This is a genomic window from Variovorax sp. GW821-FHT10B04, from assembly GCF_059415645.1.
Genome location: NZ_JBWKNQ010000001.1, coordinates 599,645 through 624,799 on the forward strand (window position 1 = coordinate 599,645; position 25,155 = coordinate 624,799).

At 68.3% G+C, this 25,155-nt stretch carries 24 protein-coding genes; 8 read left to right on the forward strand and 16 right to left on the reverse strand.

The features are described 5' to 3' along the window. Window positions 1–13: 13 nt before the first annotated feature. Complete coding sequence (locus AC07PZ_RS02845; RefSeq protein WP_495293491.1) at window positions 14–916, reverse strand: LysR substrate-binding domain-containing protein; 903 nt, start codon at window positions 914–916, stop codon at window positions 14–16. A 111-nt stretch (window positions 917–1,027) separates the two neighbouring features. Here AC07PZ_RS02845 and AC07PZ_RS02850 point away from each other — a divergent pair, with 111 nt between their 5' ends. The 4 genes from AC07PZ_RS02850 to AC07PZ_RS02865 are packed head-to-tail and all read left to right on the forward strand — an operon-like array spanning window position 1,028 to window position 5,132. Beyond that, window positions 1,028–1,888: an HpcH/HpaI aldolase family protein gene (locus AC07PZ_RS02850; RefSeq protein WP_495293492.1), complete on the forward strand. Its 861-nt coding sequence runs from the start codon at window positions 1,028–1,030 to the stop codon at window positions 1,886–1,888. Beyond that, on the forward strand, window positions 1,885–2,790 hold the full coding sequence (locus AC07PZ_RS02855) for an amidohydrolase family protein (RefSeq protein ID WP_495293493.1): 906 nt from the start codon (window positions 1,885–1,887) through the stop codon (window positions 2,788–2,790). Before AC07PZ_RS02850 ends, AC07PZ_RS02855 begins: the two co-directional genes overlap by 4 nt. 45 nt (window positions 2,791–2,835) lie before the next feature. Then, complete coding sequence (locus tag AC07PZ_RS02860) at window positions 2,836–3,939, forward strand: hypothetical protein (protein ID WP_495293494.1); 1,104 nt, start codon at window positions 2,836–2,838, stop codon at window positions 3,937–3,939. Beyond that, window positions 3,936–5,132 (forward strand): DUF5624 domain-containing protein, encoded by a 1,197-nt coding sequence (locus AC07PZ_RS02865; RefSeq protein WP_495293495.1) that lies wholly within the window; start codon window positions 3,936–3,938, stop codon window positions 5,130–5,132. The genes AC07PZ_RS02860 and AC07PZ_RS02865 overlap by 4 nt, the downstream gene beginning before the upstream one ends. A 1-nt stretch (window position 5,133) precedes the next feature. Here the strand turns inward: AC07PZ_RS02865 and AC07PZ_RS02870 are convergent, their stop codons facing one another. From AC07PZ_RS02870 to AC07PZ_RS02920, 11 genes are all read right to left on the reverse strand, one after another. Continuing rightward, window positions 5,134–5,925, reverse strand: a complete 792-nt coding sequence (locus AC07PZ_RS02870) for a shikimate dehydrogenase family protein (RefSeq protein WP_495293496.1) — start codon at window positions 5,923–5,925, stop codon at window positions 5,134–5,136. Then, on the reverse strand, window positions 5,922–6,929 hold the full coding sequence (locus AC07PZ_RS02875) for a transketolase family protein (RefSeq protein ID WP_495293497.1): 1,008 nt from the start codon (window positions 6,927–6,929) through the stop codon (window positions 5,922–5,924). The genes AC07PZ_RS02870 and AC07PZ_RS02875 overlap by 4 nt, the downstream gene beginning before the upstream one ends. Next, window positions 6,926–7,807: a transketolase gene (locus AC07PZ_RS02880; RefSeq protein WP_495293498.1), complete on the reverse strand. Its 882-nt coding sequence runs from the start codon at window positions 7,805–7,807 to the stop codon at window positions 6,926–6,928. The genes AC07PZ_RS02875 and AC07PZ_RS02880 overlap by 4 nt, the downstream gene beginning before the upstream one ends. Next, window positions 7,804–10,062 (reverse strand): N,N-dimethylformamidase beta subunit family domain-containing protein, encoded by a 2,259-nt coding sequence (locus AC07PZ_RS02885; RefSeq protein ID WP_495293499.1) that lies wholly within the window; start codon window positions 10,060–10,062, stop codon window positions 7,804–7,806. Before AC07PZ_RS02885 ends, AC07PZ_RS02880 begins: the two co-directional genes overlap by 4 nt. 22 nt (window positions 10,063–10,084) lie before the next feature. Continuing rightward, window positions 10,085–10,423, reverse strand: coding sequence for a N,N-dimethylformamidase alpha subunit family protein (locus AC07PZ_RS02890; RefSeq protein WP_495293500.1), 339 nt, complete (start codon window positions 10,421–10,423; stop codon window positions 10,085–10,087). Next, window positions 10,423–11,160 carry a GntR family transcriptional regulator gene (locus tag AC07PZ_RS02895; protein ID WP_495293501.1) on the reverse strand — a complete coding sequence of 246 codons (738 nt, stop codon included), beginning with the start codon at window positions 11,158–11,160 and terminating at the stop codon, window positions 10,423–10,425. Before AC07PZ_RS02895 ends, AC07PZ_RS02890 begins: the two co-directional genes overlap by 1 nt. A gap of 93 nt (window positions 11,161–11,253) precedes the next feature. Further along, entirely contained in the window at window positions 11,254–12,333 is a 1,080-nt protein-coding gene (locus AC07PZ_RS02900; RefSeq protein WP_495293502.1) for an ABC transporter substrate-binding protein, read from the reverse strand. Between the two features lie 52 nt (window positions 12,334–12,385). Continuing rightward, complete coding sequence (locus AC07PZ_RS02905; RefSeq protein ID WP_495293503.1) at window positions 12,386–13,201, reverse strand: ABC transporter permease; 816 nt, start codon at window positions 13,199–13,201, stop codon at window positions 12,386–12,388. 5 nt (window positions 13,202–13,206) lie between these two features. Continuing rightward, window positions 13,207–14,130 carry an ABC transporter permease gene (locus AC07PZ_RS02910; protein ID WP_495293504.1) on the reverse strand — a complete coding sequence of 308 codons (924 nt, stop codon included), beginning with the start codon at window positions 14,128–14,130 and terminating at the stop codon, window positions 13,207–13,209. Further along, a complete protein-coding gene (locus AC07PZ_RS02915) occupies window positions 14,127–15,293 on the reverse strand; it encodes an ABC transporter ATP-binding protein (RefSeq protein WP_495293505.1) in 1,167 nt (388 codons plus the stop codon). The genes AC07PZ_RS02910 and AC07PZ_RS02915 overlap by 4 nt, the downstream gene beginning before the upstream one ends. Before the next feature lie 24 nt (window positions 15,294–15,317). After that, window positions 15,318–16,571, reverse strand: coding sequence for an aminotransferase class III-fold pyridoxal phosphate-dependent enzyme (locus AC07PZ_RS02920; RefSeq protein WP_495293506.1), 1,254 nt, complete (start codon window positions 16,569–16,571; stop codon window positions 15,318–15,320). Window positions 16,572–16,674: 103 nt separating this feature from the next. Here AC07PZ_RS02920 and otnK point away from each other — a divergent pair, with 103 nt between their 5' ends. Both otnK and AC07PZ_RS02930 read left to right on the forward strand, forming a co-directional pair. Next, window positions 16,675–17,952 carry a 3-oxo-tetronate kinase gene (gene otnK, locus AC07PZ_RS02925; RefSeq protein ID WP_495293507.1) on the forward strand — a complete coding sequence of 426 codons (1,278 nt, stop codon included), beginning with the start codon at window positions 16,675–16,677 and terminating at the stop codon, window positions 17,950–17,952. 42 nt (window positions 17,953–17,994) lie between these two features. Continuing rightward, complete coding sequence (locus AC07PZ_RS02930) at window positions 17,995–18,675, forward strand: class II aldolase/adducin family protein (RefSeq protein WP_495293508.1); 681 nt, start codon at window positions 17,995–17,997, stop codon at window positions 18,673–18,675. Between the two features lie 28 nt (window positions 18,676–18,703). Here AC07PZ_RS02930 and AC07PZ_RS02935 read toward each other — a convergent pair whose 3' ends face one another. Continuing rightward, entirely contained in the window at window positions 18,704–19,690 is a 987-nt protein-coding gene (locus tag AC07PZ_RS02935; protein ID WP_495293509.1) for a Bug family tripartite tricarboxylate transporter substrate binding protein, read from the reverse strand. Between the two features lie 39 nt (window positions 19,691–19,729). Continuing rightward, a complete protein-coding gene (locus AC07PZ_RS02940; protein WP_495293510.1) occupies window positions 19,730–20,623 on the reverse strand; it encodes a TauD/TfdA dioxygenase family protein in 894 nt (297 codons plus the stop codon). A gap of 161 nt (window positions 20,624–20,784) precedes the next feature. Between AC07PZ_RS02940 and AC07PZ_RS02945 the strand changes: the two genes are divergently transcribed. Then, complete coding sequence (locus AC07PZ_RS02945) at window positions 20,785–21,888, forward strand: TauD/TfdA family dioxygenase (RefSeq protein ID WP_495293511.1); 1,104 nt, start codon at window positions 20,785–20,787, stop codon at window positions 21,886–21,888. A 10-nt stretch (window positions 21,889–21,898) separates the two neighbouring features. After that, window positions 21,899–22,423 carry a MarR family winged helix-turn-helix transcriptional regulator gene (locus tag AC07PZ_RS02950; RefSeq protein WP_495293512.1) on the forward strand — a complete coding sequence of 175 codons (525 nt, stop codon included), beginning with the start codon at window positions 21,899–21,901 and terminating at the stop codon, window positions 22,421–22,423. Here the strand turns inward: AC07PZ_RS02950 and AC07PZ_RS02955 are convergent. Then, the gene (locus AC07PZ_RS02955; RefSeq protein ID WP_495293513.1) at window positions 22,420–23,655 is read right to left on the reverse strand and encodes an MFS transporter; all 1,236 of its coding nucleotides are present in this window, start codon (window positions 23,653–23,655) and stop codon (window positions 22,420–22,422) included. The two genes, AC07PZ_RS02950 and AC07PZ_RS02955, sit on opposite strands and share 4 nt — an antisense overlap. A 364-nt stretch (window positions 23,656–24,019) precedes the next feature. Continuing rightward, window positions 24,020–25,009, reverse strand: a complete 990-nt coding sequence (locus AC07PZ_RS02960) for a hypothetical protein (RefSeq protein WP_495293514.1) — start codon at window positions 25,007–25,009, stop codon at window positions 24,020–24,022. Between the last annotated feature and the right edge of the window lie 146 nt (window positions 25,010–25,155).

Genomic DNA, 25,155 nt, shown 5'->3' on the forward strand with positions numbered 1-25,155 from the left:
TCCCGCGCCACTGCTAGCGGGTGGTCGCGGCCCGGCTGGTGCGCAGCAGCCGCAGCAGACTGTCCAGATGCGGATTGGCATCCGCATCGCGGTAACCCAGGTAGAGGCTCGACACGGCGTCCTTGTCGAGAATGCGGCTGTACAGCACGCCTTCGAGCTGGATGCATTGCGTGTCGGCCGGCACGATCGCCACGCCGAAGCCCGCGGCGACGAGCCCGATCATGGTCGAGGCCTCGCGCGTCTCGTGCATCACGGCGGGCCGAAAGCCCGCCTTGGCGCACAGCTCCTGCACTTTCCAGTAGAGCCCGATGCCGGCGTCGCGCGGATAGACGATCAGCGGCACGTCCTGCAGCTCGCGGACGTGGATGCCCTTGCCGCGCGTGAGCACGTGCTGCTGCGGCATCGCCGCGACCAGCGGCGCCGAATACCACTCCTCGATCGTCACGCCCATCGGGATGCTCACGTTGGGCTTGCGCAGCACGCCCAGGTCGAGCTCGCGGGCGTTGATGGCGTCGAGCTGATGCATGGAAGGCATCTCCTGCAGCCGCAGTTCGACCGCCGGAAAGCTGCCGCGGTACTGGCGGATGGCCGACGGCAGCGCGGAGGTCAGCATCGACGACGCGGTGAAGCCCAGGTTGAGCTTGCCGACCTCGCCGGTGGCCGCGCTGTGCACCTCGTCCTTGGCGCTCTGTACCGACGCGAGGATGGTGCGCGCCCGGTCCAGGAAGTGGCGCCCCGCCTGCGTGAGGTACACGCGCCGCTTGTCGCGTTCGAAGAGCTGCACGCCCAGCTCCTCTTCGAGGGCGCGGATCTGCGTGCTCAGCGGCGGCTGCGCCATGTAGAGGCGCTCCGCGGCGCGGGTGAAGTTGAGTTCTTCCGCGACAGCGACGAAGTAACGCAGGTGTCGAAGTTCCATTGATATCTCCAGCGTATCGATTGCCATCCGAATCTGGTATTTCCGGATATGGCGCTCATTCTCTAGCATCCCCTCGAACCTGCACAACCATCGAGACAGAGGAAGCACCGCATGGCGCAAGACAGCGCAACGGCCGTACCCACGGCCACCCCCGACGGCATCGGTGACGACGCCGATTCCACCAACCTCGTCGTGCGCCGCCTGCGCCAGCGCCTGCCGGTGGCGGCGCTCGGCGTGCGCTCGTCGCGCACGCCGGACATCGCACGCATCGCCAAGGCCAGCGGCCACCACGCGATCTGGGTGGACCTGGAGCACAGCGGCATCCCGATCGACGCCGCCGTGCAGATCTGCGCCACCGCGCTCGACATCGGCCTCATGTCCTTCGTCCGCGTGCCGGAGCGCGAGTACGGCGTGATCGGACGCGTGCTCGACGGCGGCGCGGGCGGCATCATCGCCCCGCGTATCGAGACCGTGGCGCAGGCCGAAGACCTCGTGGCCGCCTGCCGCTTCCCGCCGCTGGGCCACCGCTCCGCCATCGGCACGCTGCCGCACGTGGGCTACCGCCGGATGGCCGTCGCCGATTTCAATGTGGCCATGAACCGGGCCACCGCGGTGAAGGTGCTGATCGAGAGCCCGCTCGGCATCGAGAACATCGAGCGCATCGCGGCGGTGCCCGGCATCGACATCGTGGGCATCGGCACCAACGACCTGAGCGCCGAACTCGGCGCGCCGGGCGACTTCCGGCATCCCCGCGTGCGCGCGGCCCACGACGCGGCACTGGCCGCCTGCCAGCGCACGGGCAAGCCGCTCGTCATCGGCGGCATCGCCGACGCCACCTATGCGGCCGAGCTGATGCACCGCGGCGCGGCGCCCTTCCTCATGACGGCCATCGACACCGACCTGCTGCTCACCGCGGCCCATGAGCGCTTCCGCCTGGCGCTCGCCTCCTTTGAAAGCACCCAACCGAAATGACTTCGCCCGACATCCTCACCTCCAAGCCGATGCGCGCCGCCGACACGCTCGCACGGCCGACCTTCGATGTGCCGGCAGGCGCCTGCGATGCACACGTGCACGTGTTCGAGAGCGAAGACACCTACCCGCATGTCGACCATCCGCACTACACGCTGCCGGACGGCCCGCTCACCAAGCTGGACGCGATGTGCGAATCGCTGGGCCTCGCGCGCTACGTGATCGTGCAGCCCAGCTTCTACGGCACCGACAACCGCTGCATGCTCGACGCACTCGACATCGCCGGCGAACGCGCGCGTGGCGTGGCCATGGTGGACGACGGCATCACCGAAGCGGCGCTGCACGACATGCATCGCCGCGGCGTGCGCGCATTGCGGCTCGACCTGTTCCTGCGCTCCGCCCTGCCGACCGCCGAACTGGTGCGATACATCCAGGGATGCGTGCGCACGACGAAGGCGCTGGGCTGGCACCTTCAGTTCTATACGCCGGGTTGGGTGGTGCGCGACCTGATTCCCCATCTCGGCGACATCGACGCCGACTTCGTCATCGACCACATGGGCTACATGCTCGAAAGCGACGGCCTCACGCGGCAGGACTTCGACCGGATGCTGAAGGTGCTGGCCGAAGGGCGCGGCTGGATCAAACTGTCAGGCCCCTACCGCGTGGCCAAGGACGGCAACTTCGAGAAGCTGCGGCCGCTGGCGCACGCCATCATCGACGCCCTGCCCGACCGCACCATCTGGGGCAGCGACTGGCCGCACATCCCGGAAGGCGGACGCGACACCGGCGAGCTGCTGAACCTGCTCGCGCAATGGGCGCCCGACGCGCAGGCCCGCCAGCGCATCCTGGTCGACAACCCGGCACGGCTTTTCGGTTTTTCACCCCTTTCCGCAGGCACGCGCTAAGGTTCGGATGCACAGGCAGCAGAACCTGAACCCAGGAGCAAGAAGATGAAATGCATCCAGGACCTCGACACCTCCGGCGCGCGCGCCGTGGAGACCTTCGTTCATCAGGGCACGCGCTACCTGGTGGTGCCGCAGCTCGCGGTCGACGTGCCGGGCCAGCCGGCCATGATCACGGTCGGCGACAGCAACGTCGATGCGCTGGTCTACCGGTGGCAGGATGAAGGCTTCGTGCCGCACGCCCGCCTGCCGGTGCCGGGCGGCGAGGACGCGGAGTTCTTCACCATCGGCGACCGCGCGTTCCTCGCGACCGCCAGCCTCAAGTCGGGCACGGGCCCGTACGACCTCAACGTCGTGTCCGTCATCTTCGAGCTGAAGGACGGCGCGTTCGCCGAGTTCCAGCGCGTGCCCACCTTCGCGGCCAAGCAATGGACGCACTTCACCATCGGCGACCGGCACTTCCTCGCGCTGGCGCAGGGCGTGGTGATGGAGGGCAACGAGGCGCGGCATCCGGCCAAGTCGGCCGTCCTGGAATGGGACGGCGAGCGCTTCGTGGAATTCCAGGTCATCGACTCGGCCTGGGGCTACAACTTCGCCTTCTTCGAGATCGGCGAACAACGCTTCCTGGCCTACGCCGACCACGTCGCACGCTCGCGGATCATGCTGTGGAGCGGCACGCGCTTCGAGGACTTCCAGCTGCTCGACGGCAAGACCGGGCGCGCCTTCCAGTTCTTCGAACACGGCGGCCAGGCCTGGCTCGCCTTCGCCTGCCTGCACGACGACACCGTGCTGCTGCGCTGGGACGGCACCGGCTTCGCCGCGCACCAGACACTGAGCGGCCCCGGCGGACGCGAGTTCGTCTGGCGCGAGGATGCCGAAGGCGGCGAACTGGTCCAGATCAACTTCCTGCTGGGCAGCCGCGAGGCGCCGATCACGTCGCTGACCTCCGTGGGCTACGGTTTCGTCGACGGCAGGCTGGCCCGGCGCCGGACGTTCCCGACACTCGGCGGCACCGACGCCTGTGCCTTCGAGGACCAGGGCGTCGCCTACCTGGTGGTGGCGAACAGCCTGGGCGCGGACATCCGCTTTCGCACGCCGAGCAAGGTGTACCGGCTCGGCGCGCCGGCGGAAGGCTCGGTGGTCACGCCATGACGTCCGACGATTTCCAGAGCCCTGAATTCCTGCGGCTCTTCGAGACCTACACCGCCAGCGCCGACAGCATCGGCGCGAAGATGACGCGCGCCACCGCCGAGGCGGCACCCGACGCCGCGCTGATCGTCGCCACCGCCGCCGACTTCATCCTGTTCCCCGGCGCCGGCAAGCCGCCCGAGGTCGAGGGCTACCGGCTCTCGACGCGCGGCTTCAAGGAGCTCGCGGCCGTGTCGCATCTCGGACCGGCGCTGGCCTCGCTGGTCCGGCTGCGCGAACTCGGTCCGGGCGATGCGGACGGCGCGCCCTGGCGCGTCGAAGCGCAGCGCCTTCTGGACGCCACGGTGGCCGCACGGCAAGCCAACGGCGTGGCACTGTGGCGCGACGACATCGCCGTTCCGGCCTACCAGGGCCGCGAGACAGCCATCGCGAACATGGTGCACTACGCCTGCACGCTCACCGAGCGCTACATCGCACGCGCGCTGGCGCACCCCGAGACCTTCACCGCGGCCGACCTGCGCACGCACTACCTCGAGGCGACGGGCGACGCGGTGGGCGCCACGGTGCCCATGAACAAGGTGCTGATCGCCACCTTCTTCCTCGTCGGCCTCGACACCGGGCATCGGGTGATCGCGTGGTTCGAGCGGCATCGCATCGACTGGGCCAACGCGATGGTGCTGATCGTGGGCCGCCAGGGCCGGCCGACCGCCGGTGTCACCTGGAGCACCAACGCGGTGTGCGCCATGATCCTGGCCGCCTCGCACCACACCCTGGCGCTGGAGCGGGTGTACATCGCGCCGCATGCGCCGGCGCCCACCTTCGCGCGGCCGGTCGACCTGGCGGCCGTGGCGCTGCATGAGGCACCGATGCGGCAGCTCTGGTGGGCCACACGGGCCATGAGCGACCTGGGGCCGATGATGTACGAGGGCTATCCGCAGTTCGCGCCCAGCCGTGGCGGCCGGCCCGTGCTGCAGCCCGGCACCACCGAGGTCAGCGACATGCCCGCCATCGACAACCCGGATGACTGGCGCGCGCTCAACACCCGCATGCGCGTGATCCTCGAGGACCCGCGGCAGCTGCTCGCAGGCTGCGTGACCGACTACGCCGCGGACCAGCTGCAAGGCTGCGGCAACGACCCACGGAAGGTTGTGGTGCCGGGCCTCGACGGCGTCGACTATCCGCCCCTCGCGGGCTGACTCAGGACAGCCGCAGCAGTTCCTTGACCAGCTTGTACTGCTCCTCGAGCATGTACTTGCCCAGCCCGATGCGGCAGCCGAGCGCCTGTGCGGCGGCCAGCAGCGGCGTGATCTCGGGCGACATGATGATTTCGGCGACGTCCGTCTGCGCCGAGAGCCCGTCGAGCCGCAGCGGCAGCGGGTCCTGCGTGCGCATGCCCAGCGACGTCGTGTTGACGACGACGTCGAAGCCGCGCGGGTCGTTCGGCCCGGCCTCGCAGGCGCAGCCCGGGCAGGCCTTCGCCACATCCGCCGCCAGGGACGCGGCCTTGGCCTCGTCGCGGTTGTGCACGACGAGTGCGGCGGCACCGGCTTGCGCGATCGCGAATGCGACGGCGCGCCCGGCACCACCGGCGCCCAGCTGCAGCACGCGTCGCCCGCGCAGCGTGATGCCGCTGTGCTGCAAGCCATCGACGAAACCGGCGCCGTCCAGGTTGTCGCCCACCAGCCGGCCGTCGGCCTCGCGCCGCACGAAGTTGACCGAGCCGACGCGGGCCGCGCGCTCGGTCGTGTCGTCCAGCAGGCGCACCACGTCGATCTTGTGCGGGATCGTCACGCCGAAGCCCGCGACGTTGCGCATGCGGCGCACGGCCCCGAGCACCGTGGCGAGATCGCCGGGCGCCACGTGCAACGGCGACACCGCGACGTCGTAGCCCTCCGCCAGGAAGCGCTGGTTGAGGATGTGCGAGCCCACCACGTGGCCGACCGGGTCGGCCAGCATGAACAGGATCTTCGTCTGGCCGGTGATCTTCATGGCGTGATGTCTCCGAGGGCCTGCTGCAGCGCATCGGCGATGCGCGGCGCGGAAAGGCCGTGGCGTTCGAACAGATAGGGCATCGAGGCGCCTTCGGCAAAGCAGTCGCGCACGCCCAGGCGGAGCAGCCGCGTACCGCTGCCGGCCTCCGCCAGGACCTCGGCCACGGCGGAGCCCAGGCCGCCGATGACGGAGTGGTTCTCCACGGTGACGATGAGCCGATGGCGGCGCGCCTGCTCGCGCAGGAACCGCTCATCGAGCGGCTTGATCGTGTGGGCGTTGGCCAGCCCGGCGTCGATGCCGCGCGCCTTCAGCAACTGCAAGGCCTGCCTGGCGGGCGCCACCGTCAGGCCGCTCGCGACGATGAGCGCGTCCCGCCCCTCGACCAGCGGCTGGATGCGGCCGATCTCGAGCGGTTCCCAGGGCGTGTCCGGCGGCAGCGCCTCCGGCGCGCGCAGCATGCGCAGGTACACCGGCCCGCGGTGGTTCGCCGCGGCGCGCACCGCGGCCGGCACCTGCGCCGGACCCGAGGGTTCGATCACCGTCATGTTCGGCAGTGCGCGCATCAGGGCCACGTCGTCGATCGCCTGGTGGCTCACGCCGAGGATGGTCGACAGCCCCGGCAGAAAGCCGACGATCTTGACGTCGCAGCGCGGGTACGCGATCTGCATCGCGACCTGGTCGAAGGGGCGTCGCGTCGCGAAGACGCAGAAGGTGTGGACCCAGGCCTGCAGGCCGCTGCGCGCCAGGCCGCCCGCCAGCCCGACCATGTTGGCCTCGGCGATGCCGGGCATCACGAAGCGGTCCGGAAAGGCGTCGCGGAACAGGTCGGTCTCGGTCGACGCCGTGAGGTCGGCCGACAGGCAGACGATCTCGGGCCGCTCGCGCGCCAGTTCGAGCAGGGCCTCGCCGTAGTAACGCGGGACGGCTGCGACGGCGCCGGCAGGCGTGTGCGCGCCGCCCTGCGTGAAGTCGCTCACTTCGAGTGCGGTGACGGCGCTCATGCGGTGGCTCCCAGTTCGTGCAAGGCGGCGTCGGCCACGTCGGCCGGCAGCTTGGCGTTGTGGCTGATCACGCCTTCGAGTGCGCGCACGCCCTTGCCCGGCACGGTGGTCGCGACGATCATGGTCGGCCGTTCGGTCTGCCCGCGCGCCTGGGCAAAGGCGGCGAGCAGCGCGCCGATGTCGTGGCCGTCGACCTCGATCACCTGCCAGTTGAAGGCGCGCCATTTGTCGGCGATGGGGTTCAACCGCAACACGCTGTCGGTATGGCCTTCGACCTGCATCCAGTTCAGGTCCAGCACCACGCAGAGGTTGTGCAGCCCGGTGGAGCCGGCGAACATCGCGGCCTCCCACACCTGGCCCTCTTCCAGTTCGCCGTCGCCGAGCACCACGTTCACGCGATACGGCACTCCGCGGATGCGCGACGCGAGCGCCATGCCGGCCGCGACCGACAGGCCCTGCCCGAGCGAACCGAAGGTGCCTTCGACCACCGGGCCGAGGCGTTCCGACACGTTGATCTCCAGCGGCGAGCCGTCCTGCACATAGCCGTCGAGCGCGGCGACGGGGATCATGCCGCGCAGCGCCAGCGCCGCATGGAACAGCGCGGAGTTGTGAGCCGTCGACAGGATGCAGCGGTCGCGCGCATCCCAGCGCGGGTCGCCCGGGTCGATGCGTGCCTCGTGGAAGTAGAGGCTCGCGAAGATCTCCGCCGCGCCCAGCCCCTGCTGCACATAGCCCTGGCCGTGCTTGCGCACGAGTTCGATGACGGCGCGGCGCAACGCATGCGCGACCTGCCGCAGCTGCGCCTCGGGCAACGCGAGCCGATCGTGGCGCTGCCAGTCTTCGCGGACCGCCATGGTCACACCTGCCACGCCGCTCATGCCGGCATCTCGAAAGGCACCGGGTCGAGAAAGCGCCGCAGCACGTTCTCGGTGAGGCGGCTCACGTTGTTGTCGTAGCCGTTGTGGCTCAGCGACAGCACATACGAGATCGAGCCGGTCGAGAACACCGCGCCGCCCTTGGCGGTCTCGAAGAACACCACGTCGGCGCGCACCAGCGCGTTCTGCTCGCCGTCGAGGCCGTGCACCGTCGTGCGGTATTCCTCGGGCGTGGGCAACGCGCCCGGCCCGAGCCCGTGCGAGGTCGCGAGCATCACCGCGTGCGGCGGCGAGCCCAGCCCGACGTCGAAGCGGTCGATCTCGATGCCGACCGCGCCGCCGATGCGCACGCCGAAGTCGCCGATGCGCTCGTCCGCACGGATGCCTTCGACCGCGAAGGCGACGCGCGGGTTGGTGCTGCCGGGGGTCAGCATGTAGTAGCCCGCGTGGTCGTAGACCATCGCGGCGAAGCCCACGCCGATCAGCTTCTGGGGCGCGAAGCCGCTGTGGCGCCACAGCGCGCCCGGCTCGCCCGTGCCGGCCAGGTGCACCTCGCCCGGTTGCGATTCCCAGGTGCGCGTGCCCGCCATGCCACGCCGGACCTCGACCGCCGCCGGCGCCTTCGGATGGAAGGCGCAGCGCCAGTAGAAGCCGTTGGCGCCCAGGGCCAGGTGCCGGCCACCGCCGTTCTGGTAGGCCATGATCCCGTTCATCATGGCCTCGCTGTAGTACTCGGGATGCGACAGCGTCGCGAGCACCGGATAGCCGGCGAGTGCGCCCACGCCCTGGCGGTCGAGTTCGACGTCGGTCACCAGGTCGTAGTCGATGCCCTTCTCTTCGAGCCAGTCGATGAAGTGGGTGTCGATGGCCAGGTTGCCGGGCTGCGAGCGCGGGCGCATGTTGAGCACCGGCCGCAGCCACGAGCTGTATGCACGGCCGCTGCCGTCGATGTGGTGGTCGTAGGTCGACTGCCCGACTTCCGGGTGCTCCTGCAGGTAGACGTCATCGCCCGTCAGCATCAGCAGGCGCTCGGTCAGCACCTCGAAATGCACGGAGTGCAACCGCAGCGCGCTGTTGGCATAGGCCATGTAGGTCATGGTCGCGGCCAGCAGCACCAGCGGTGCGCGCGGCGCGCCGATCGCGGGCGTGACGAAGAAGGTGATGAAGGTTTCGGCGCGCGCCGCATGTTCGGCGGAAGTCGGCCGCAGGCGCAGCGCGTGGACGCCCGAGCGCCAGTCGGCCGGCACGTCGAGCGTCAGCGTGGCGGGCCAGCCGCAGTCGTAGATGTCGTCGCTGTGGAAATGGATCGCGCCGTATTCGCGTGGCGCGAGCCGCCAGTCGTGCACGTCGCCGGTCCAGTGCACGCCGGTGACGCCGCGGCACGGCAGTTGGCGCAAGGTGCCGTGCAGGCGATTGGCGGACCGGTCCGTCACCTCGAGGCCGTCGATGCCTTCGGAGAAGTCCCAGCAGGCGATCACCTCGGCCGGCGCCAGGCCGGGGCGGGGCAGGTCGTCGATACGGCGCAGCGCGTCGATCGACAGCAGCCCTTCGACGATGCGCGGCGCCTCGATCTTGCCGTCGTAGTGCGCGGTGGTGCGCAGCGTGGCGAGCGATGCGTGGTGCGCGGCAACCGTCAACGGCCCACCCGAGTCGAGCTGCCAGCCCGACGGCGCATGGCGGCGGCGCTCGTGCCGCTGCTCCGGCAGCACGCCTTCCGCCAGCCGGCATTGCTGCACGACCAGCTCGCCGCTCGCGCGATCGAGCCCGCCCTGGATCCAGTACCAGCGGCGCTCGTTCAGCGGCACGCCGGTCTTCACCTCGATCGGGCCATCCGCGCCACCCACGCGCAAGGTCACGCCCTCGCGCGTCACCTGCAGCGCGTAGCCCTTGCCGCTGTCGTCGTTCCAGCGCGCGAGCACGGTCTGCGGCGTGTCCAGCAGGCGGGTCGGCCAGACGTAGCAGCCGAAGGAAAACGCCTGCGCCGGCGCGAGCCGCGCATCGACCGGCGTCGACATGCTGGAGCCGCAAGGCGCCTCGTGGAAGGCGACGTCGTGCGTGCCGTCGATCGGCGATGTCAGCTCGTCGTACTTGATGCCGGGCCCGGTGGCGTCGGCGTCGGCGCAACGCACGCGGACGAACCGGGCATCGACCTGCGACAGCTGCTCGCTGCTGAGATGAAAGCGGATGCGCTCTCCGGCGCGCACGCTGAGGGTGTCGGGATAGCCGACGACGGCATTGGTTTCGATGGTTGCGCTCATGGTCTTCAGGTTGTCCGCTCGATCAGTCCAGATTCAGTTCGACGCCGGTCAGGACCTTCCAGCGCAGCTTGAACACATGCCATTCGGCGGCTTCGAGCGAATCGAACATCACGTCGTGGAACACCTTGACCTTCTGGCCGCGCTCCTGCGGCATCTGCGCCAGCGCCCACCGGCGGCCCGGCTCCACCATCACCAGCAGGTAGCGCCCCGGAAAGGCGCCCCAGCGCATGCGATGCATGAGCTTCTTGAGTTCTTCGCTGTGCGGCCCGCGGATGCAGTCGCGGAACTCGCGGGCGAGGTCGGTGCGCTTCGGGTCGAGTACGTAGCGCGCCGCGTTCGGGTCGCTGGTGTGGTCCATCATCAGGCAGGGCTTTCGGCTTGGAGGGATTGGTTGCGCAGGGCGAGCAGCTCGTCCGCGCGCGTCGGGTTGGCCTCGATCTCCTCCAGCACGCGCACGAAGGCGCGGCCGCCTTCGATCAGGTCCTGCTCGATCGCCGTGCGCAACACCGTCGCGTCGCGCTGCTGGAGACCGCGCAGCACGTTCACGTGCTGGTGCTCGGCGTCATACGTGGGATGGCCGGCGGGATAGAGGAAGTTCAGCATCGGCCCGACCTGCACCCAGATGCGGTCGAGCAGTTCGGTCAATTGCGGCATGCCGGAGCGCCGGTAGATGCCGAAATGGAAGTCGAAGTTGTGCTGCAGCGCGGCGCGGTAGTCCTTGGTCTTTTCCGCGCGCATGAGCAGCCGGTGGCTCTCGGTCAGCTGCCTGATGGCGGCCGCGTCGAGGTGGGGCACCGCGCGTTCGGCGGCGAGCGGCTCGAGCGCCAGGCGGATGTCGCGCAGCTCGATGTACTCGGCCAGCGACAGCCGCCGCACGCGGATGAAGTAGCCTTCCTTCATCTCCAGCGCACGGTCGCGCACCAGCTGGATCAGCGCCTCGCGCACCGGCGTCTCGCTGGTGCCCATGGTCTTTGCGAGCTCCCGGATCTTGAGCCGCTGCCCCGGCTGGAAGGTCGCCGACATCAACTGCTCGCGCAGGTGCTCATAGATCTGGCTGGCCAGGTTGGTGCGTCCCACGACGTTGATCACGTTCGCCATAAAAATCCCTTGGTTGTTGTTGCCGGATGCGCGTGCATCCGCCTCCCGATTGTCGCGATGGCAGCGCGGCGGGAGGGCATGGGACGCGGCGTCTCAGCGGCCCAGCCAGGCGACCCAGCGGTCGCGCAGCATCTGGCGGTTGTTGCCGATCCATTCGTAGTCGGCCACGATCAGCTTGTCGAAGTTCTCGGCCGAAGTGGCCAGCATCGCGCGGCGCTCCGGCGGGAACAGGTTGGCGGTCTTGCCGTTGCCGGTGTCGTAGTTGACGGCATTGACGAAGGCCACGTGCTGCTCCGGCGACGAGGCATAGAAGTAGTCGAGATAGGCCAGGGCCGCCTTCGGATGCGGTGCGCCCTTGGGGATCGACATGTAGCCGACGTCGCGGATCGCACCGTCCCAGGACACGGCGAGCGGCACCTTGGCGTTCATCAGCGAGATCAGGCGGCCGGAGTAGCCCATGCTCATGACCACTTCCTTGTTGCGCATGATCTGCTGCAGCTGGTCACCGCTCTTCCACCAGACCGCCACGTTCGGGCGGATCTTGTCGAGCTTCCTGTAGGCGCGGTCGAGGTCGAGCGGGAACAGCTTGTCGGGCGTCACGCCGTCGGCCAGCAAGGCGGCCACCGGCACCCACCATTCGCGGTCGCCGGTGTCGGGCAGGCCGCGCGGGCCGGGGAACCTTGCGGTGTCCCAGAAGTCGGCCCAGGTCTTGGGCACGTTGGCGCCCTTGAAGGCGTCGGTGCTGTAGCCGATCTGCATGCCGCCGACGGTGCGGATCACGCCATAGGGCGTGCAAGCGCCCTTCACGCCGTTCGCCGTCACGCTGGGCAGCTTGCTGCAGTCGATGGTCTCGAGCAGGTCCTTCTTCTGCACCAGGTCGGGCGGCGTGGCCGTGACGATGTCGAACTCCATGCCGCCGCTGCGCGACATGGCCTGCACCTTGGCCCACTGGTCCGGCACCTCGATCGCGGCGGGCACCACCTCGACGCCCCTGGCCTTCGAGAACGGCGTGTAGAAGTGCTGCACGAGCGTCTTCTCCATCAGGCCGCCGGTGGTGGCGATCACCAGTTCCTTTTCGAGCGCCTGCGCATGGGCGCCCGAGGCAGCCGCCAGGGCCGCGCAGGTCAGGGAGGCGAATGCAACGCCCTTGCATCGATCGAGCCAATTCATCATCACGAACTCCTTGTGAACGAAGACCAGAAAAAACCGGGAATGGATTGCAGGATCAGCCGCTCTTTCGGCGCCGCTCCAGCACGCGCAGCAGCGCGACGGCGATCAGCACCGCAATGGACAGCAGGGTGAGCAAGGTGGCGATGGCCGGAATGACGGGCGTGAGGTTCTGCTCGATGTCCTCGAACATGCGTCGCGGCAAGGTGCGCTGGCGCACGCTCGAGACGAAGAACGACACCACCGGCTCGTCGAAGGAAATGATGAACGCGAACAGCGCACCGCTCAGCAGCCCCGGCACGATCAGCGGCAGCGTGACGTGGAAGAACGCACGCGGCCGGCTGGCGCCGCAGCTCATGGCGGCGGATTCGAGGTCGGGGTCGACCCGGCTCAACGCCGCCGATACGGTGAAGATGACGAAGGGCAGCGCCAGCACCGTATGCGCCGCCACGAAGCCGGCCAGCGAGCCGACGACGCCCAGGCGCTGGTAGAACAGGTAGCAGGCCACCGCCACCGCGATGTGCGGCGCGATCACCGGGCCGATCACCATCAATTGCGTGACCGAGCGGAAATGCGCCGTGCCCCGCACGATGGCATAGGACACCATGGTGCCGATCACCACCGAGCAAAGCATGGTGAGCCCTGCGACCTGCAGGCTCAGCACCGCGGCCTTCTGCCATTGCCGGTCGCCGAAGAATTCCTCGTACCAATGCAGCGTGAACCCACTCGGCGGGAACTCCAGGAAGTCCGCCGGGCTGAAGGACATCGGCACGATGATCAGCGTGGGCACCATGATGAACAGCACCACCAGCCACACGTAGGCACGCAGCGAGAAGGCGCCGAGGTCGAAGCGCGCGCGGGTCGTTTGGTTCATCCGGGTCATGCCCCACCCCCGATCAACCGGTTGAAGCTGACGGCCTTGTTGAAGACCATCGTCAGCGTGGCGACGACCGCCATCAGCACCCCGATGAGCGCGGCCGCGAAAGGCCAGTCGAGCATCTCGCGCACCTGCTGCGAGACCAGCGTGGCGATCATCAGCTCCTGCGGGCTGCCGATGAGCGCGGGCGTGACGAAGAAGCCGAGCGCCGACAGGAACACCATGAGGCAACCGCTCCAAACGCCGGCGCGGCTCAGCGGCAGCAACACCTCGAAGAAGGCCCGGCGGCGGTTGGCGCCCAGCATGGCGGCGGCGCGCATGTAGTCGTCCGGAATGTTCTTCAGCGCCGAGTAGATCGGCAGGATCAGGAAAGGCAGCAGCACGTGCGCCATGGCCAGCACCACCGCGCCTTCGGTGTAGAGCAGCGTGAGCGGCCGGCCCGTGATGCCGAGCCACTGCAGCACGTTGTTGACGATGCCGTCGCGGCGCAGCAGCACGATCCAGGCGGCGGTGCGCACCAGCACGCTCGACCACAGCGGCAGCAGCACGCAGGCGGTGAGCAAGGCGGCCGTGGCGCCCTTCACCTTGGTCATCATGTAGGCGATCGGGAAGCCCAGCACCAGCGCGAGCAGCGTGGTCAGCAGGCTGATCCAGCCGGTGCGCAGCATCACCCGCAGGTAGACCGGGTTGTCGAACACGCGTGCGTAGTTGCCCCAGCCGGGATGCGGCTCGAGAAAGCTGGTCGACAGCAGGCTGAGCAAGGGATAGAGAAACACCAGCAGCAGCAGCGCGAAGAACGGCGCCAGCAGCGCGGCCGATGCCGCCACGCTGATCGAGCGGCTGCCCAGGCACAGGCGCCGGAGCGCCGACGGCGCCGTGGCGGCGCCCGGCACCGAGGCCGCCGGCGTGATGGCCGCGGCCGTCATCGCGCCGGCACTCCGTGCACGTCGTCCCCGTAGATGCGCAATGCGTCGTCCGGCCACAGCAGGCCGACGCGGTCGCCGCTCGACACCGCGACGCGGCTCGGATCGGGCAGCCGCGCACGCAGCTCGGTACCGTCGGCGAGCTGGGCGATGCACAGCACCGTCGACCCGCTGTAGATCACGCCGCTCACCGTGGCCTGGAGCGCCGCCGGGTCCTCGGTGCGCCCGAGCGTGATCTGCTCGGGCCGGATCGCAGCCACGGCCGCGCTGTTGGCGGCGACGCGGCCGACCAGCGCGTCGCTGCGCACTTCGCGTGCGCCCACGCCGCCGGGCAGTTGCACCAGCGCACCGGTCGACCGCAGCGGGCCGACCTGCACCGGCACGAAGTTGGTCTCGCCGATGAAGCCGGCGACGAAGCGCGTCTGCGGTTTCTCGTACAGCGCGCGCGGAGCATCGAGCTGCTGGATGCGGCCCTGGTTGAGGATAGCCACGCGGTCGGCCATGGTGAGCGCCTCGCCCTGGTCGTGCGTGACGAAGACCACCGTGATGCCGAGTTGCGACTGCAGCCGCTTGATCTCGAGCTGCATCTCTTCGCGCAGGTTCTTGTCGAGCGCGCTGAGCGGCTCGTCCATCAGCAGCACCTTGGGCCGGTAGACGATGGCGCGCGCCAGCGCCACGCGCTGCTGCTGGCCGCCGGAGAGTTGCGCCGGCATGCGCGCGCCGTAGCCGTCGAGCCGCACGGTGGCCAGCGCCTGCGCGGCCAGCTGGTGGCGCTCCGCACGCGCAACGCCGCGCATCTTCAGGCCGAAGGCCACGTTGTCGAGCACGGTGAGATGCGGGAACAGCGTGTACTTCTGGAACACCATGCCCAGGTTGCGCTGGCTGGCCGGCAGATAGGTCACGTCCTTGCCGTCGATGGCGATGCCGCCTGCATCGGGCAGCTCGAAGCCGGCGATGCTCATGAGGATCGAGGTCTTGCCCGAGCCGCTGGGCCCGAGCAGCGCCAGGAACTCACCGGCCTGCACGCTGAGCGAAACGCCGTCGACGGCCTTCACCGCGCCGAAGCGCTTGCTGAGACCGCTGATCTCGATGGCGGCGCCGCCGACGTGTGCCGAGGCTTCCGTGCCCGGCCGGCCTGCAGAAGAAACCGTGGAAACCGTACTCATGCTGCTGCGTCCTGTGCGTGGTCGTCAGTGGCTGCCGAAGCGCTGCGCGACCAGCGCGAACGCCGCGTCGGTCGCCTGCAGGGCGAGATCGATGTCCTGCTCGGTGTGCGCCAGCGACAGGAACATGTTGTGGCGCGGATGCAGGTAGACGCCGCGGCGCAGGGCCTCGGCCGCGAACACCGCACCCCGGTCGACGCCCGGATCGTTCTCGAACAGGATCAGCGGCAGGGCTGCAGGCCCGGTCTGGCGCACGCCCACGCCGTGGCTCGTCGCCTGTGCGGCGATGCCGTCGCGAAAGCGCTGGCCCATGCGCTGCACATGGGCCACCACGTCCGTGGATTCGGCAACCTCCAGCGTGGCCAGGCCGGCCGCCATGGCGACGCCGCCCGACCAGAATGAACCGGTGGTGTAGATGCGGGTGGCGGCATCGCGCAGCGCATCGACGCCGGTGACGGCCGCCAGCGCATAGCCATTGGCGATCGACTTGCTCCACGCACTGAGGTCGGGCCGCACGCCGACCGTTTCCCAACTGCCGCCGGCATGCATGCGGTAGCCGGCGCGCACCTCGTCGAGGATCAGCGCGGCGCCCGCCTTGTCGCACAGTGCGCGGGCGCGGCGCGCGAATTCGGGCCTGGGCAGTTCCTGGTCCACGCCGATGTCGTGCTTGAACGCCGAGCAGACGATGGCGGCGAGGTCGTCGCCCGCCGCCCCGACGGCGGCTTCGAGGCTCGCCACATCGTTGTAGGTGTAGTAGACGAGATGCGCGCGGTCCTCGGCCGTGATGCCGTTCGGCACCGGCGTGCACCAGGGGTCGGCGCCGTGATAGGCCTTGGTCGCGACCAGCACCTTGCGCTTGCCCGTGGCGGCCCGCGCCACCATCACGGCGACGGTGGTGGCGTCGGTGCCGTTCTTCTGGAACAGCACCCAGTCGGCATGCGCACTGCGCGCCACGAAGCGCTCGGCCAGTTCGACGAAGCGCGGCGTGGGCCCGTTCAGGCAGTCACCCAGCGCCTGCTGGCGCTCGGCGGCGGCGTCGACCTCGGGATGGTGATGGCCCAGCAGGTTCGGGCCCCAGCTGCACATGAAGTCGATGTAGGCATTGCCATCCACATCCCACACCCGGCAGCCCTGCCCGCGCTCGAAGAACTGCGGATAACCCGCCGGCAGCGCGGCCGCGTTCAGGTGCCCGGTCATGCCGCCCGGCACCACCCTGGCTGCGCGCTGACGCAACTGGGCGTCCTGGTGATTGGCAAGAGCAGGCGAGGCAACGGACGACATGCGGAATCCTTGGCTGTTTGGGCGATTTGCTAATTCGCTGCATGATATATCATGTTTGATGTAGTGCAATAGCAATGCAACAGCCAAGTTTGGAGACTCGTTCATGACACTCTTGTTCGGCGCGCTGGCCGATGACCTGACCGGCGGCATGGAGCTCGCCGCCATGCTCGTGGCGCAGGGCGTGCGCTGCGGCTTCGTGACGCATCCCGACGCAGCGGCGTCCCTGGACACCGATCTGGAAGCGCTGGTGATTGCGCAGAAGACGCGCGTCGTGCCGGCCGCCGAAGCCGTTGCCGCCTTCCGGCAAGGCGCGCAGGTGCTGCTATCGCACGGCGCGCGGCAGTTGTTCTTCAAGTACTGCGCCACCTTCGACTCGACGGACGACGGCAACATCGGGCCGTGCGCCGACTTGCTTCGGGACATGACCGGCGCGCGGCTGACCGCCTTCTGCCCGTCCTTTCCGGAAGCCGGACGCCGTGTGTTCCAGGGCCATCTGTTCGCGGACCACATGCTGATCTCGGAGTCGCCCAAGCGCTTCGACCCGCTGACGCCGATGCTCGACCCCAACCTCGTGCGGACCCTGCAGCGGCAGACCGCGACCCGCGTCGGGCTGATACCGCAGCAGGTCGTGCATGCGGGGCCGGCCGCCCTGCGCGCCCACGCCCGTGCGCTCGAAGACGCGGGCATCGGCTTTGCCATCGCCGACGCGGCCGAGCCCGCCGACCTCGCCGCCGTGGCCGAGCTGACATGGGACTGGCCGCTGATGACCGGCAATTCGTCCATCTGCGCCTACCTGCCAGCGCTGTGGCGCCAGCACGGCTGGCTGGCCCCCGAAAGCGCGACTGCGCGACTGCCCGCAGTGGCCGGCCCGGGCGTGGTGCTGGCCGGCAGTTGCGCCGATCGCTCCATCGCACAGCTGCATGCCTTTGCCCGCGACCGCCCGGTGCACTGGATCGATGTCGAGCGAGCGCTCGACGGCGCCGACGTGGTGGCGCATGCACTGGACTGGGCGCTGCAGAACCTGATGGACGGGCCGGTGGCGATCGCCACGTCCGCGCAGGCCGACATCATCGAGCGCATCCAGGCGCGGGTCGGCAGGCACGAGGCCGCGGCCCTGGCGGAAGACATCCTCGGCCGGCTCGCGCAACGCCTGCGCCATGCGGGCGTGACGCGCTTCATCGTGTCCGGCGGCGAGACCTCGGGCGCCGTGCTCGCGCACCTGGGCATCGACCGGCTTCAGGTCGGCCCATACGCCGGGCCGGGCATCGCACGTGCCGTGGCGCATGACGGCGACGCCTTGATTGCGCTGTGCCTCAAGTCCGGAAAGCTCGGGCCCGAGGACATGCTGCTGCCGATGCTCCAGAGCATGCAGGGCGCCTGACGCCTTCGTTCAATCTTTCACGCGCCATGGCGCAGGAACCTCATGACGACATCCCCGAATCCCGCGTCCGACACCGCGCTGCGCCAGTCGCTCGCCACCGGCTACAAGCGCCTGGCGCGCCTCGGCCTCAACAACGGCAGTGCCGGCAACATGAGCTGCCGCTTCGGAGACGGGGCGCTGATCAGCCCGACCGGCGCGGACGGCGACAGCATCAGCCCCGAGGCCTTCGTGCACGTCACGCTGGACGGCGACACGCGCGGCCCGGGCATTCCATCGAGCGAATGGTCGATGCACGCCGAGATCTACCGCCGCTATCCGCAGGCGCAGGCCGTGGTGCACACGCACTCCGATGCATGCGTCGCGCTGTCCTGCCAACGCAAGCCGATTCCGGCCTTCCACTACATGCTGGCCGGCTTCGGCGGCGACGACGTGCGCTGCGCCGAGTACGCGACCTTCGGCACCGACGCGCTCGCACGCTCGGCCGCCGATGCGCTCGACGGGCGCAACGCCTGCCTGCTGGCCAACCACGGGATGATCTGCCACGCGGCGACTGTGGAAAAGGCCGTCGCCAGCGCGGCCCGACTCGAGACGCTGGCCCGGCAATACTGGATGAGCGCGCAGCTCGGTGCGCCCGTGATCCTCGACGCGCAGGAAATGGCCGTCGTGCGCGAGCGGTATCGGAGCTACGGCAAGGCTCGGCTCGACACGCGCGGGGCGGTGTAGGCCGGGCTTGCCGATCGCCCGGCGCGCGTCACTCGGGCTTGATGCCTGCGAATTGCACGAGCTTTGCGAAGCGCTTGTACTCGTCCTTGTAGAAAGCCGACAGTTCCTCGGGCGTTCCGCCGATGACGTCGTAGCCGAGTCCTTCGAGGCGCGACACGACGTCGGGCTGCTGGAGCACGTCCCGGAGCGTCGATGCGAGCTTCGCGACCACGGGCTTCGGCGTTGCGGCGGGCGCATACGCCGCGATCCATCCCGCCGTACCGAAGTCCTTGAAGCCCTGTTCGGCGAAAGTGGGAACGTCCGGCACCGAAGCCGTCCGCTGCGTGCCCGAGATGGCAAGCATCTTCACTTTTCCGACCTGGGCCTTGGCCGTCCCCTGGGACAGGAACGACAGGTCGAGGCTCCCACCGATCACGTCGGTCATCGCGCCCATCTCGCCCGTCTTGTACGGAACGTGCAGCAACGGCGCACCGATGGCACTGCTGAGCGCTTCGCCATACAGATGCGCGCTCGTCCCGATGCCGAAGCTGCCATAGCTCAAGGGCTTGCTGCTCTTCTTCGCATACTCGGCCAATTCCTTCAGATTGCTGAAGGGCGCCGCCGGACTCGCGATGAGCACGATGTTGCCCGCCGCCAGCAATGACAAGGGCTCGAAGTCCTTCACCGGATCGAAAGGCAGCTTGAGGCGCGTCAGCGTGTTGGTCAGGTGCCCGGTGCTCGAAGTGATCAGCACGGTGTAGCCGTCCGGCGCCGATTTGGCGACATAGTCCGTTGCGATGATTCCGGAGGCGCCCGGCTTGTTCTCCGTGATGACCGGCACACCCAGCCGCCGCGATGCCGCGTCACCCACGATGCGTCCGAGGATGTCGAGGTTTCCGCCCGGATTCGACCAGTTGACGAACTTGAGCGGGCGGTTCGGAAACGCGCCCTCGGCACTGAGCGCGCGCAAGGGCAGCGGCAGCAGCAGTCCGAGTGCGCCGGCGGAAAACAGGCGGCGGTTCAAGGAATCGTTCATCGTTTTGTCTCCTGGATGTCTGGATGGGCCGTCAGCCGTTCAGGCCGGGCGTTCGCCCTGGATCGTGGTGCGCACCATGTACCGCCTCTGGCCGGCATAGTCGAAGATGGCTCGGTGCAGCGTGAAGCGGTTGTCCCACAGGAGCACCATGCCCGGACTCCATTCGATGCGGCAACCGAACTCGGGCCGATCGAACAGCGAATAGAGATAGCCCAGCAACGGCGCGCTCTCCTCGGCCGTCCAGCCGTCGAAACGCTGCGTGTAGACCCGATTCACGAACAGGCCCTTGCGACCGGTGCGCGGATGCGTCCGCACGACAGGATGCGAACTCTCTCGCTCGCCCTCCTCGACACTGGCGTTCTCGCGAACATTGAGTTGAACGGCGCGTTCCTGTGCTGCCTTTCCGAACACGCGGGTGGCACTGTGCACCGCCCGAAGGCCCTCCAGCAATTGCTGGAGGGAAGGCGAAAGAGCATCGAAGACCATGCAGGCGTTGACGAAGGCGGTGTCGCCGCCGTATTCGGGCAGCTCGACCGCGCGCATGGCGACGCCGAGCGGCGGCGCGGCAAGAAAGCTGCTGTCCGAATGCCAGTTCTGCCCGACGACCTGGCCCTTCACGTGGGCGACCTCGGCCAGCACCTCCTGCAGCTTCGGATAGCCGGCGACCAGAGGTATGTGCGGCAGGTCCTGATGGGCGCCGAAGATTTCGCTGAAGGCCATGTGCGCCTCGGGCGACAGCGGCTCCTGGCCGGGAAAGGTCAACAGCAGATGCGCGTCGAAGGCGCTCTGCACGGCATCGCGATGTTCATCGCTCAGCGGCCTGCGGAGATCGACGCCATACACACGGGCGCCGAGCGCGCCCGTCATGCGTTCGATGCGAAGGGAAGAGCCATCGGCGGCTTCGAGGGAGGATGGGTTCAGTCTGGCGTTCATGCTCTCTTTCGTGGGATGTAACGGGCGATGACGAGGCGCGTGCCCTGCCGTCCGAGCGAATTAGACGATCGTGTTGATGCAGTCAACAATCAACGTTATCCCTTATGTTGACTCAATCAACAAAACTTGATGATCGACCACTTTTGCAAAGGACCGCACGCATGCCTGCCTCATTCGCCTCACCCGACCTTGCCGCCCTGCCCGTCCACGACCCCGCCGACTGGAACGCGTCCACCTTCAAGAGCCCGGCTGACTTCACCCACCGCGTGACTGCGGCGGAAGTCGACGAACTGACGGCGCTTTGCGTGGCGTTGGAAGAGCGCGGCCTTGGCTGGAACGATGTCGGCAAGGAGGACTTCCCGTTCAATGCGCTGGCGCCACGGCTGAATGAAGTGCGGGCGGTGTTGCAGGAAGGCCGGGGATTCGTACTGCTGCGGGGGCTTCCGCTGGGCGACTGGCACAAGGACAGGGCCCGGCTGGCCGCATGGGGACTGGGAACCTGGCTCGGATCCCACGTACCGCAGACTGTCAACGGCGAGCGCCTGGTCGACGTCAGCGACGTGACCGGCAAGGAGCCCTCGCCCCGCCAATACCGAACCAGCCAGGAGTTGCGTCTTCACACGGACCCTGCTTCCGACATGATCGGACTCGCATGCGTGCAGGACGCCAAGTCGGGTGGTGAAAGCGTGCTGACCAGCGCGATCGCCGTGCACAACGCCATGCGCGAACAGCGCCCGGATCTGCTGGCGCTGCTGTACCGGGGCTTCCATTGGCATCGCTTTGGCGAAGGCCGGCCGGAAGACGGGCCCTTCACCCGCGACCTGGTACCGGTGTTCGCGCAGGCGCAGGGTCGACTCAGTTGCCGCTATGTCCGGTCGCCGATTGCCGCCGGCCACAAGGAAGCGGGAATTCCCTTGAGCGATGCGCAACTTGACGCACTGGACTACTTCGACAAATTGGCAAGCTCGCCCTTGTTGCGCATTGCCTTCCGGATGCAGCCCGGTGATTTGCTGATGACCAACAACGTGGCGGTCCTGCACGCCAGGACGCAGTTCGAGGACCACGTGGCGGTCGAGCAGCGGCGCCACATGATCCGGCTCTGGCTGGAAGGCTTCCCCGGATTCCGGCCGGTTCCGGATCGCCTCAACTTCTTCAATGGCGGGCGCTGCGGGATCGCGCAACAGGTGGGCCAGAAGGCCGCGTACGACATCGGTGCCCTGTATCGCGAGCGCGCGAGCGGCGGTATTGCCCAACTCGGACTGTGATAATTGCCCGATGAAGCTCTCCGCCGCCCAGCCTGTCGAAATCCTTGAGGAGACGGCGGTGTCACCCTGGGCCGATCCGGGTGCCGATGGCGAAAACCTCGGTGTCGAGGACTTCCCGTCTTTCGTCCTCGGACGGCTCGCCAGCACCTTGCAGCGTGAAGTGGCTTCGGGCTACCTGGGCGAGTTCGAGCTGACCACGCCGGAATGGCGCACCCTGGCTGCGCTTGCGACCTACACGCCCATTCCGTTCAGCGAGCTCGTCAAGCTCTCGATGTCGGACAAGGCGCTGGTGAGCCGCTCGACACAGTCACTGTCCGGCCGCGGACTGGTCAGCGTCGAAGCGGACCCCGACCACGGAAAGAGAGTCGTCTGCCGCATCACCGCCAAAGGACGCGCGCTCTATCAGCGTGTGCTGCGACAAGCGCAGCGAGCGCAGGCCGAGATCCTGTCACTGCTCGATCCTGCGGAGCGGGTCGCGCTGCATGCCACCCTGCTGAAACTGCGCGACGCGCTGCAACAGAAGCTCCAGGCCTAGCGCTGCTTGGCCCGCGTATTCGGAAGAAACGCCGTCGCCAACCCCAGCAGCGGCAGGAAGGAACACAGCTTGTAGACCCACGGCAGCCCGTGGATGTCCGCGAGATTGCCGAGCCCGGCGGCGCCGATGCCGCCGATGCCGAACATCAGCCCGAACATGACGCCGGACACCATGCCGACGCGGCCGGGCACCGCTTCCTGCGCATACACGACCAGCGCCGCGAAGGCGGACGACATGACCAGGCCCACGGCAATGGCGAGCACCGCGGTCCAGAAAAGGTCGGCATACGGAAGCGCCAGCGCAAAAGGCGCCACACCCAGGAACGACACCCAGATCACGGCCTTGCGCCCGATGCGGTCGCCCACCGGTCCGCCCGCGAAAGTGCCCAGGGCAATGGCCGCCAGGAACATGAAGAGATACATCTGGCTCTGCTGCACGCCGAGTCCGAAGCGTTGAATCAGATAGAACGTGAAGTAATTCGTGAAGGCCGCGATGTAGACGAACTTGGCGAACATCAGGATGGCGATGACGACCACCGCACGGATGATTTGATTGCGGCCGAGTCCTCCGGCACTCTGGCGGCTCAGGCTCTTCACCTGCGCCTGGCCATGCCGCACCGTCCAGCCGGTGATCTTCAACAGCACCGCAATGGCCAGCAACGCCGCCAGCATGAACCACGCGATGGCCGGTTGCCCGTGCGGTACCACGAAGGCCGCCGCAAGCAGCGGCCCGATGGCCGAACCGGTATTGCCGCCCACCTGGAAGGTGGACTGCGCCGTGCCGAAGCGTCCGCCGGATGCCATCCGCGCCACGCGGGAGGCTTCCGGGTGGAAGGTGGCCGAACCCACGCCGACCACCGCGGCTGCCACCAGCAACATGCCATAGCTGCTGGCGAACGCGAGCAGCGCGATACCCGTCAACGTGACCGTCATGCCCATCGGCAGCAGATAGGGCTTGGGGTGCTTGTCGGTGTAGAGCCCGACCCAGGGTTGAAGCAGCGATGCGGTGATCTGATAGACCAGCGCAATCCAGCCGATCTGGGCGAAGTTCAGGGCGAACTGCGTCTTCAGCATCGGATAGACGGACGGAAGCAGCGCCTGGATCAGGTCGTTGAGCAGATGGGCGAACGCGGCGGCGCCGACGATGCGGATCTGGAATCCTTGGGCGGATGGGGCCGGAACAGCGTTCTGGGAAGCAGGCAAGGGAGGACGAAGCGCGGAGGAGCCAGACATTGGCAGAGGCCTTTGATGGATGAACACAGCCCGCAGAACGCGGGCTGAATGCACGAATTCGGTGCAAGGGGCCGAATTCTAGGAGCGGAAGCAAAGCCTGTCTTACGCCCCTGCATCCCGGTCGTCGCCGAAAGGACATGCCCGGGTCCGCCGGAAGCCGCCTCATGCTTGCCGTGCGGAATCGCTCCTCGACCCATCTCGACCGAAGCCATCGGCACGCCGGCTGGCGGGGCGCCGATGGCAGGTCGAACCGCAACCTTCAGTGGAAGAACAACGCGATCAGGATGATGACGGGGATCGGCACACCGAGAAAAAACAGCAAGAGTGAACGCATGATCAGGTCCTTTCGAGTTCGGGTTCAGTTTCAGAAGTCGCGACGGCGGCCACCGTACGTCGCTGCGAAGCTCGCGACGAAGGCGCCGATCAGCATGGAAACCACCAGCCACAGTGCGGCGTAAGCCGACGCCTTGCGGGCAGCGTCCGCCGCTTCCTTGGCCTTGGTCTGCGCGTCGTTCAACGCGGCTTGCGCCTTGGCATAGGTGTCGTTCACGCGCTTCTCCGCGTCCTGCTGGCTCAGCCCGGTGCGTTGCGCGACGACCTGCCCGACGTACTTCGCGTCTTCCGGCGGAAGAGCGCCGGTGCGGATGCTGTTCAGGAAGATGCGCGTGACTTCCGCATTCGAATTGCCGGGCGTCCGGTCGGGTGCCGGCAGCGCTGCGGCGGGCGCCGTGCCGGCGTCAGTTGCAGGGGCGGGCGTCGGTGCGGCGGCGTCTCTGCGGAACAGCGAGTCCACGAAGTAGTTCAACGGGTTCGCCGATGCGTCGGAGCCGGACGGGCTGTTCGCTGCCGCGCCCGCTGCGCCGGCACCCGCGACCGCTGCCGTCGAGGCCACACCGCCAACCACCGAAGCACCCGCCTGCGCACCGGCGCTGATGGCGGAACCCACCGCCGAAGCCACCAGCGCGACCGTCACCAGCGTTGCGACGGCCCAGGCCAGGAAGCCGTGCGCGGTGTCGCGGAAGTAAACCTCATCGGTATGGACACCCACCCACTTCGTGCGCAGGCGACCCGCCAGATAGCCGCCCATGCCGGACGCGGCGATCTGCGTGAACGACAGCCACAGGATGGCCGCGATGCCGATCGATGCCGCGCTCGCCCCGCGGTTGGTCCAGGGGCTGACCGACGAGAAGCCCAGGCCCGAGCCGAGCAGCGCCAGCACCAGGGACAAGGCCGCCGCGCCCACGGCGCCCGCGAATATCGCGCCCCATGAAACCCCGCTACCGTGCCCCGCCACAACGGGCAAGGGGTCGTCGGAGATCCGACCTATCACGTTCTGATCCGAATATGTCGCCATGGCAGTTCCTCACTTGTTGAAGCCTGCAATATCTTTTGGCGACACCGGAGCGCTCCGTCGTCACTGGCCCATTGCGCAAGTAGGCAATGCGCTCGCTTGGTGCACGGACGCCCGCTTAGGGTGCCTGCCCCGCCAGCGTGCGCCGG

What these genes read in the sequence shown, in the direction of transcription:
- AC07PZ_RS02870 (WP_495293496.1), bottom strand. Translation starts at nt 5,925, where the DNA reads ATGAAGATCACCGGCCAGACGAAGATCCTGTTCATGCTGGCCGACCCG.
- AC07PZ_RS02920 (WP_495293506.1), bottom strand. Translation starts at nt 16,571, where the DNA reads ATGTCGTCCGTTGCCTCGCCTGCTCTTGCCAATCACCAGGACGCCCAG.
- AC07PZ_RS02885 (WP_495293499.1), bottom strand. Translation starts at nt 10,062, where the DNA reads ATGAGCGCAACCATCGAAACCAATGCCGTCGTCGGCTATCCCGACACC.
- AC07PZ_RS02900 (WP_495293502.1), bottom strand. Translation starts at nt 12,333, where the DNA reads ATGATGAATTGGCTCGATCGATGCAAGGGCGTTGCATTCGCCTCCCTG.
- AC07PZ_RS02855 (WP_495293493.1), top strand. Translation starts at nt 1,885, where the DNA reads ATGACTTCGCCCGACATCCTCACCTCCAAGCCGATGCGCGCCGCCGAC.
- AC07PZ_RS02950 (WP_495293512.1), top strand. Translation starts at nt 21,899, where the DNA reads ATGAAGCTCTCCGCCGCCCAGCCTGTCGAAATCCTTGAGGAGACGGCG.
- AC07PZ_RS02875 (WP_495293497.1), bottom strand. Translation starts at nt 6,929, where the DNA reads ATGAGCGCCGTCACCGCACTCGAAGTGAGCGACTTCACGCAGGGCGGC.
- AC07PZ_RS02935 (WP_495293509.1), bottom strand. Translation starts at nt 19,690, where the DNA reads ATGAACGATTCCTTGAACCGCCGCCTGTTTTCCGCCGGCGCACTCGGA.
- AC07PZ_RS02860 (WP_495293494.1), top strand. Translation starts at nt 2,836, where the DNA reads ATGAAATGCATCCAGGACCTCGACACCTCCGGCGCGCGCGCCGTGGAG.
- AC07PZ_RS02960 (WP_495293514.1), bottom strand. Translation starts at nt 25,009, where the DNA reads ATGGCGACATATTCGGATCAGAACGTGATAGGTCGGATCTCCGACGAC.
- AC07PZ_RS02890 (WP_495293500.1), bottom strand. Translation starts at nt 10,423, where the DNA reads ATGATGGACCACACCAGCGACCCGAACGCGGCGCGCTACGTACTCGAC.
- AC07PZ_RS02880 (WP_495293498.1), bottom strand. Translation starts at nt 7,807, where the DNA reads ATGAGCGGCGTGGCAGGTGTGACCATGGCGGTCCGCGAAGACTGGCAG.
- AC07PZ_RS02895 (WP_495293501.1), bottom strand. Translation starts at nt 11,160, where the DNA reads ATGGCGAACGTGATCAACGTCGTGGGACGCACCAACCTGGCCAGCCAG.
- AC07PZ_RS02850 (WP_495293492.1), top strand. Translation starts at nt 1,028, where the DNA reads ATGGCGCAAGACAGCGCAACGGCCGTACCCACGGCCACCCCCGACGGC.
- AC07PZ_RS02915 (WP_495293505.1), bottom strand. Translation starts at nt 15,293, where the DNA reads ATGAGTACGGTTTCCACGGTTTCTTCTGCAGGCCGGCCGGGCACGGAA.
- AC07PZ_RS02865 (WP_495293495.1), top strand. Translation starts at nt 3,936, where the DNA reads ATGACGTCCGACGATTTCCAGAGCCCTGAATTCCTGCGGCTCTTCGAG.
- AC07PZ_RS02940 (WP_495293510.1), bottom strand. Translation starts at nt 20,623, where the DNA reads ATGAACGCCAGACTGAACCCATCCTCCCTCGAAGCCGCCGATGGCTCT.
- AC07PZ_RS02845 (WP_495293491.1), bottom strand. Translation starts at nt 916, where the DNA reads ATGGAACTTCGACACCTGCGTTACTTCGTCGCTGTCGCGGAAGAACTC.
- AC07PZ_RS02930 (WP_495293508.1), top strand. Translation starts at nt 17,995, where the DNA reads ATGACGACATCCCCGAATCCCGCGTCCGACACCGCGCTGCGCCAGTCG.
- AC07PZ_RS02910 (WP_495293504.1), bottom strand. Translation starts at nt 14,130, where the DNA reads ATGACGGCCGCGGCCATCACGCCGGCGGCCTCGGTGCCGGGCGCCGCC.
- AC07PZ_RS02955 (WP_495293513.1), bottom strand. Translation starts at nt 23,655, where the DNA reads ATGTCTGGCTCCTCCGCGCTTCGTCCTCCCTTGCCTGCTTCCCAGAAC.
- AC07PZ_RS02945 (WP_495293511.1), top strand. Translation starts at nt 20,785, where the DNA reads ATGCCTGCCTCATTCGCCTCACCCGACCTTGCCGCCCTGCCCGTCCAC.
- AC07PZ_RS02905 (WP_495293503.1), bottom strand. Translation starts at nt 13,201, where the DNA reads ATGAACCAAACGACCCGCGCGCGCTTCGACCTCGGCGCCTTCTCGCTG.
- otnK (WP_495293507.1), top strand. Translation starts at nt 16,675, where the DNA reads ATGACACTCTTGTTCGGCGCGCTGGCCGATGACCTGACCGGCGGCATG.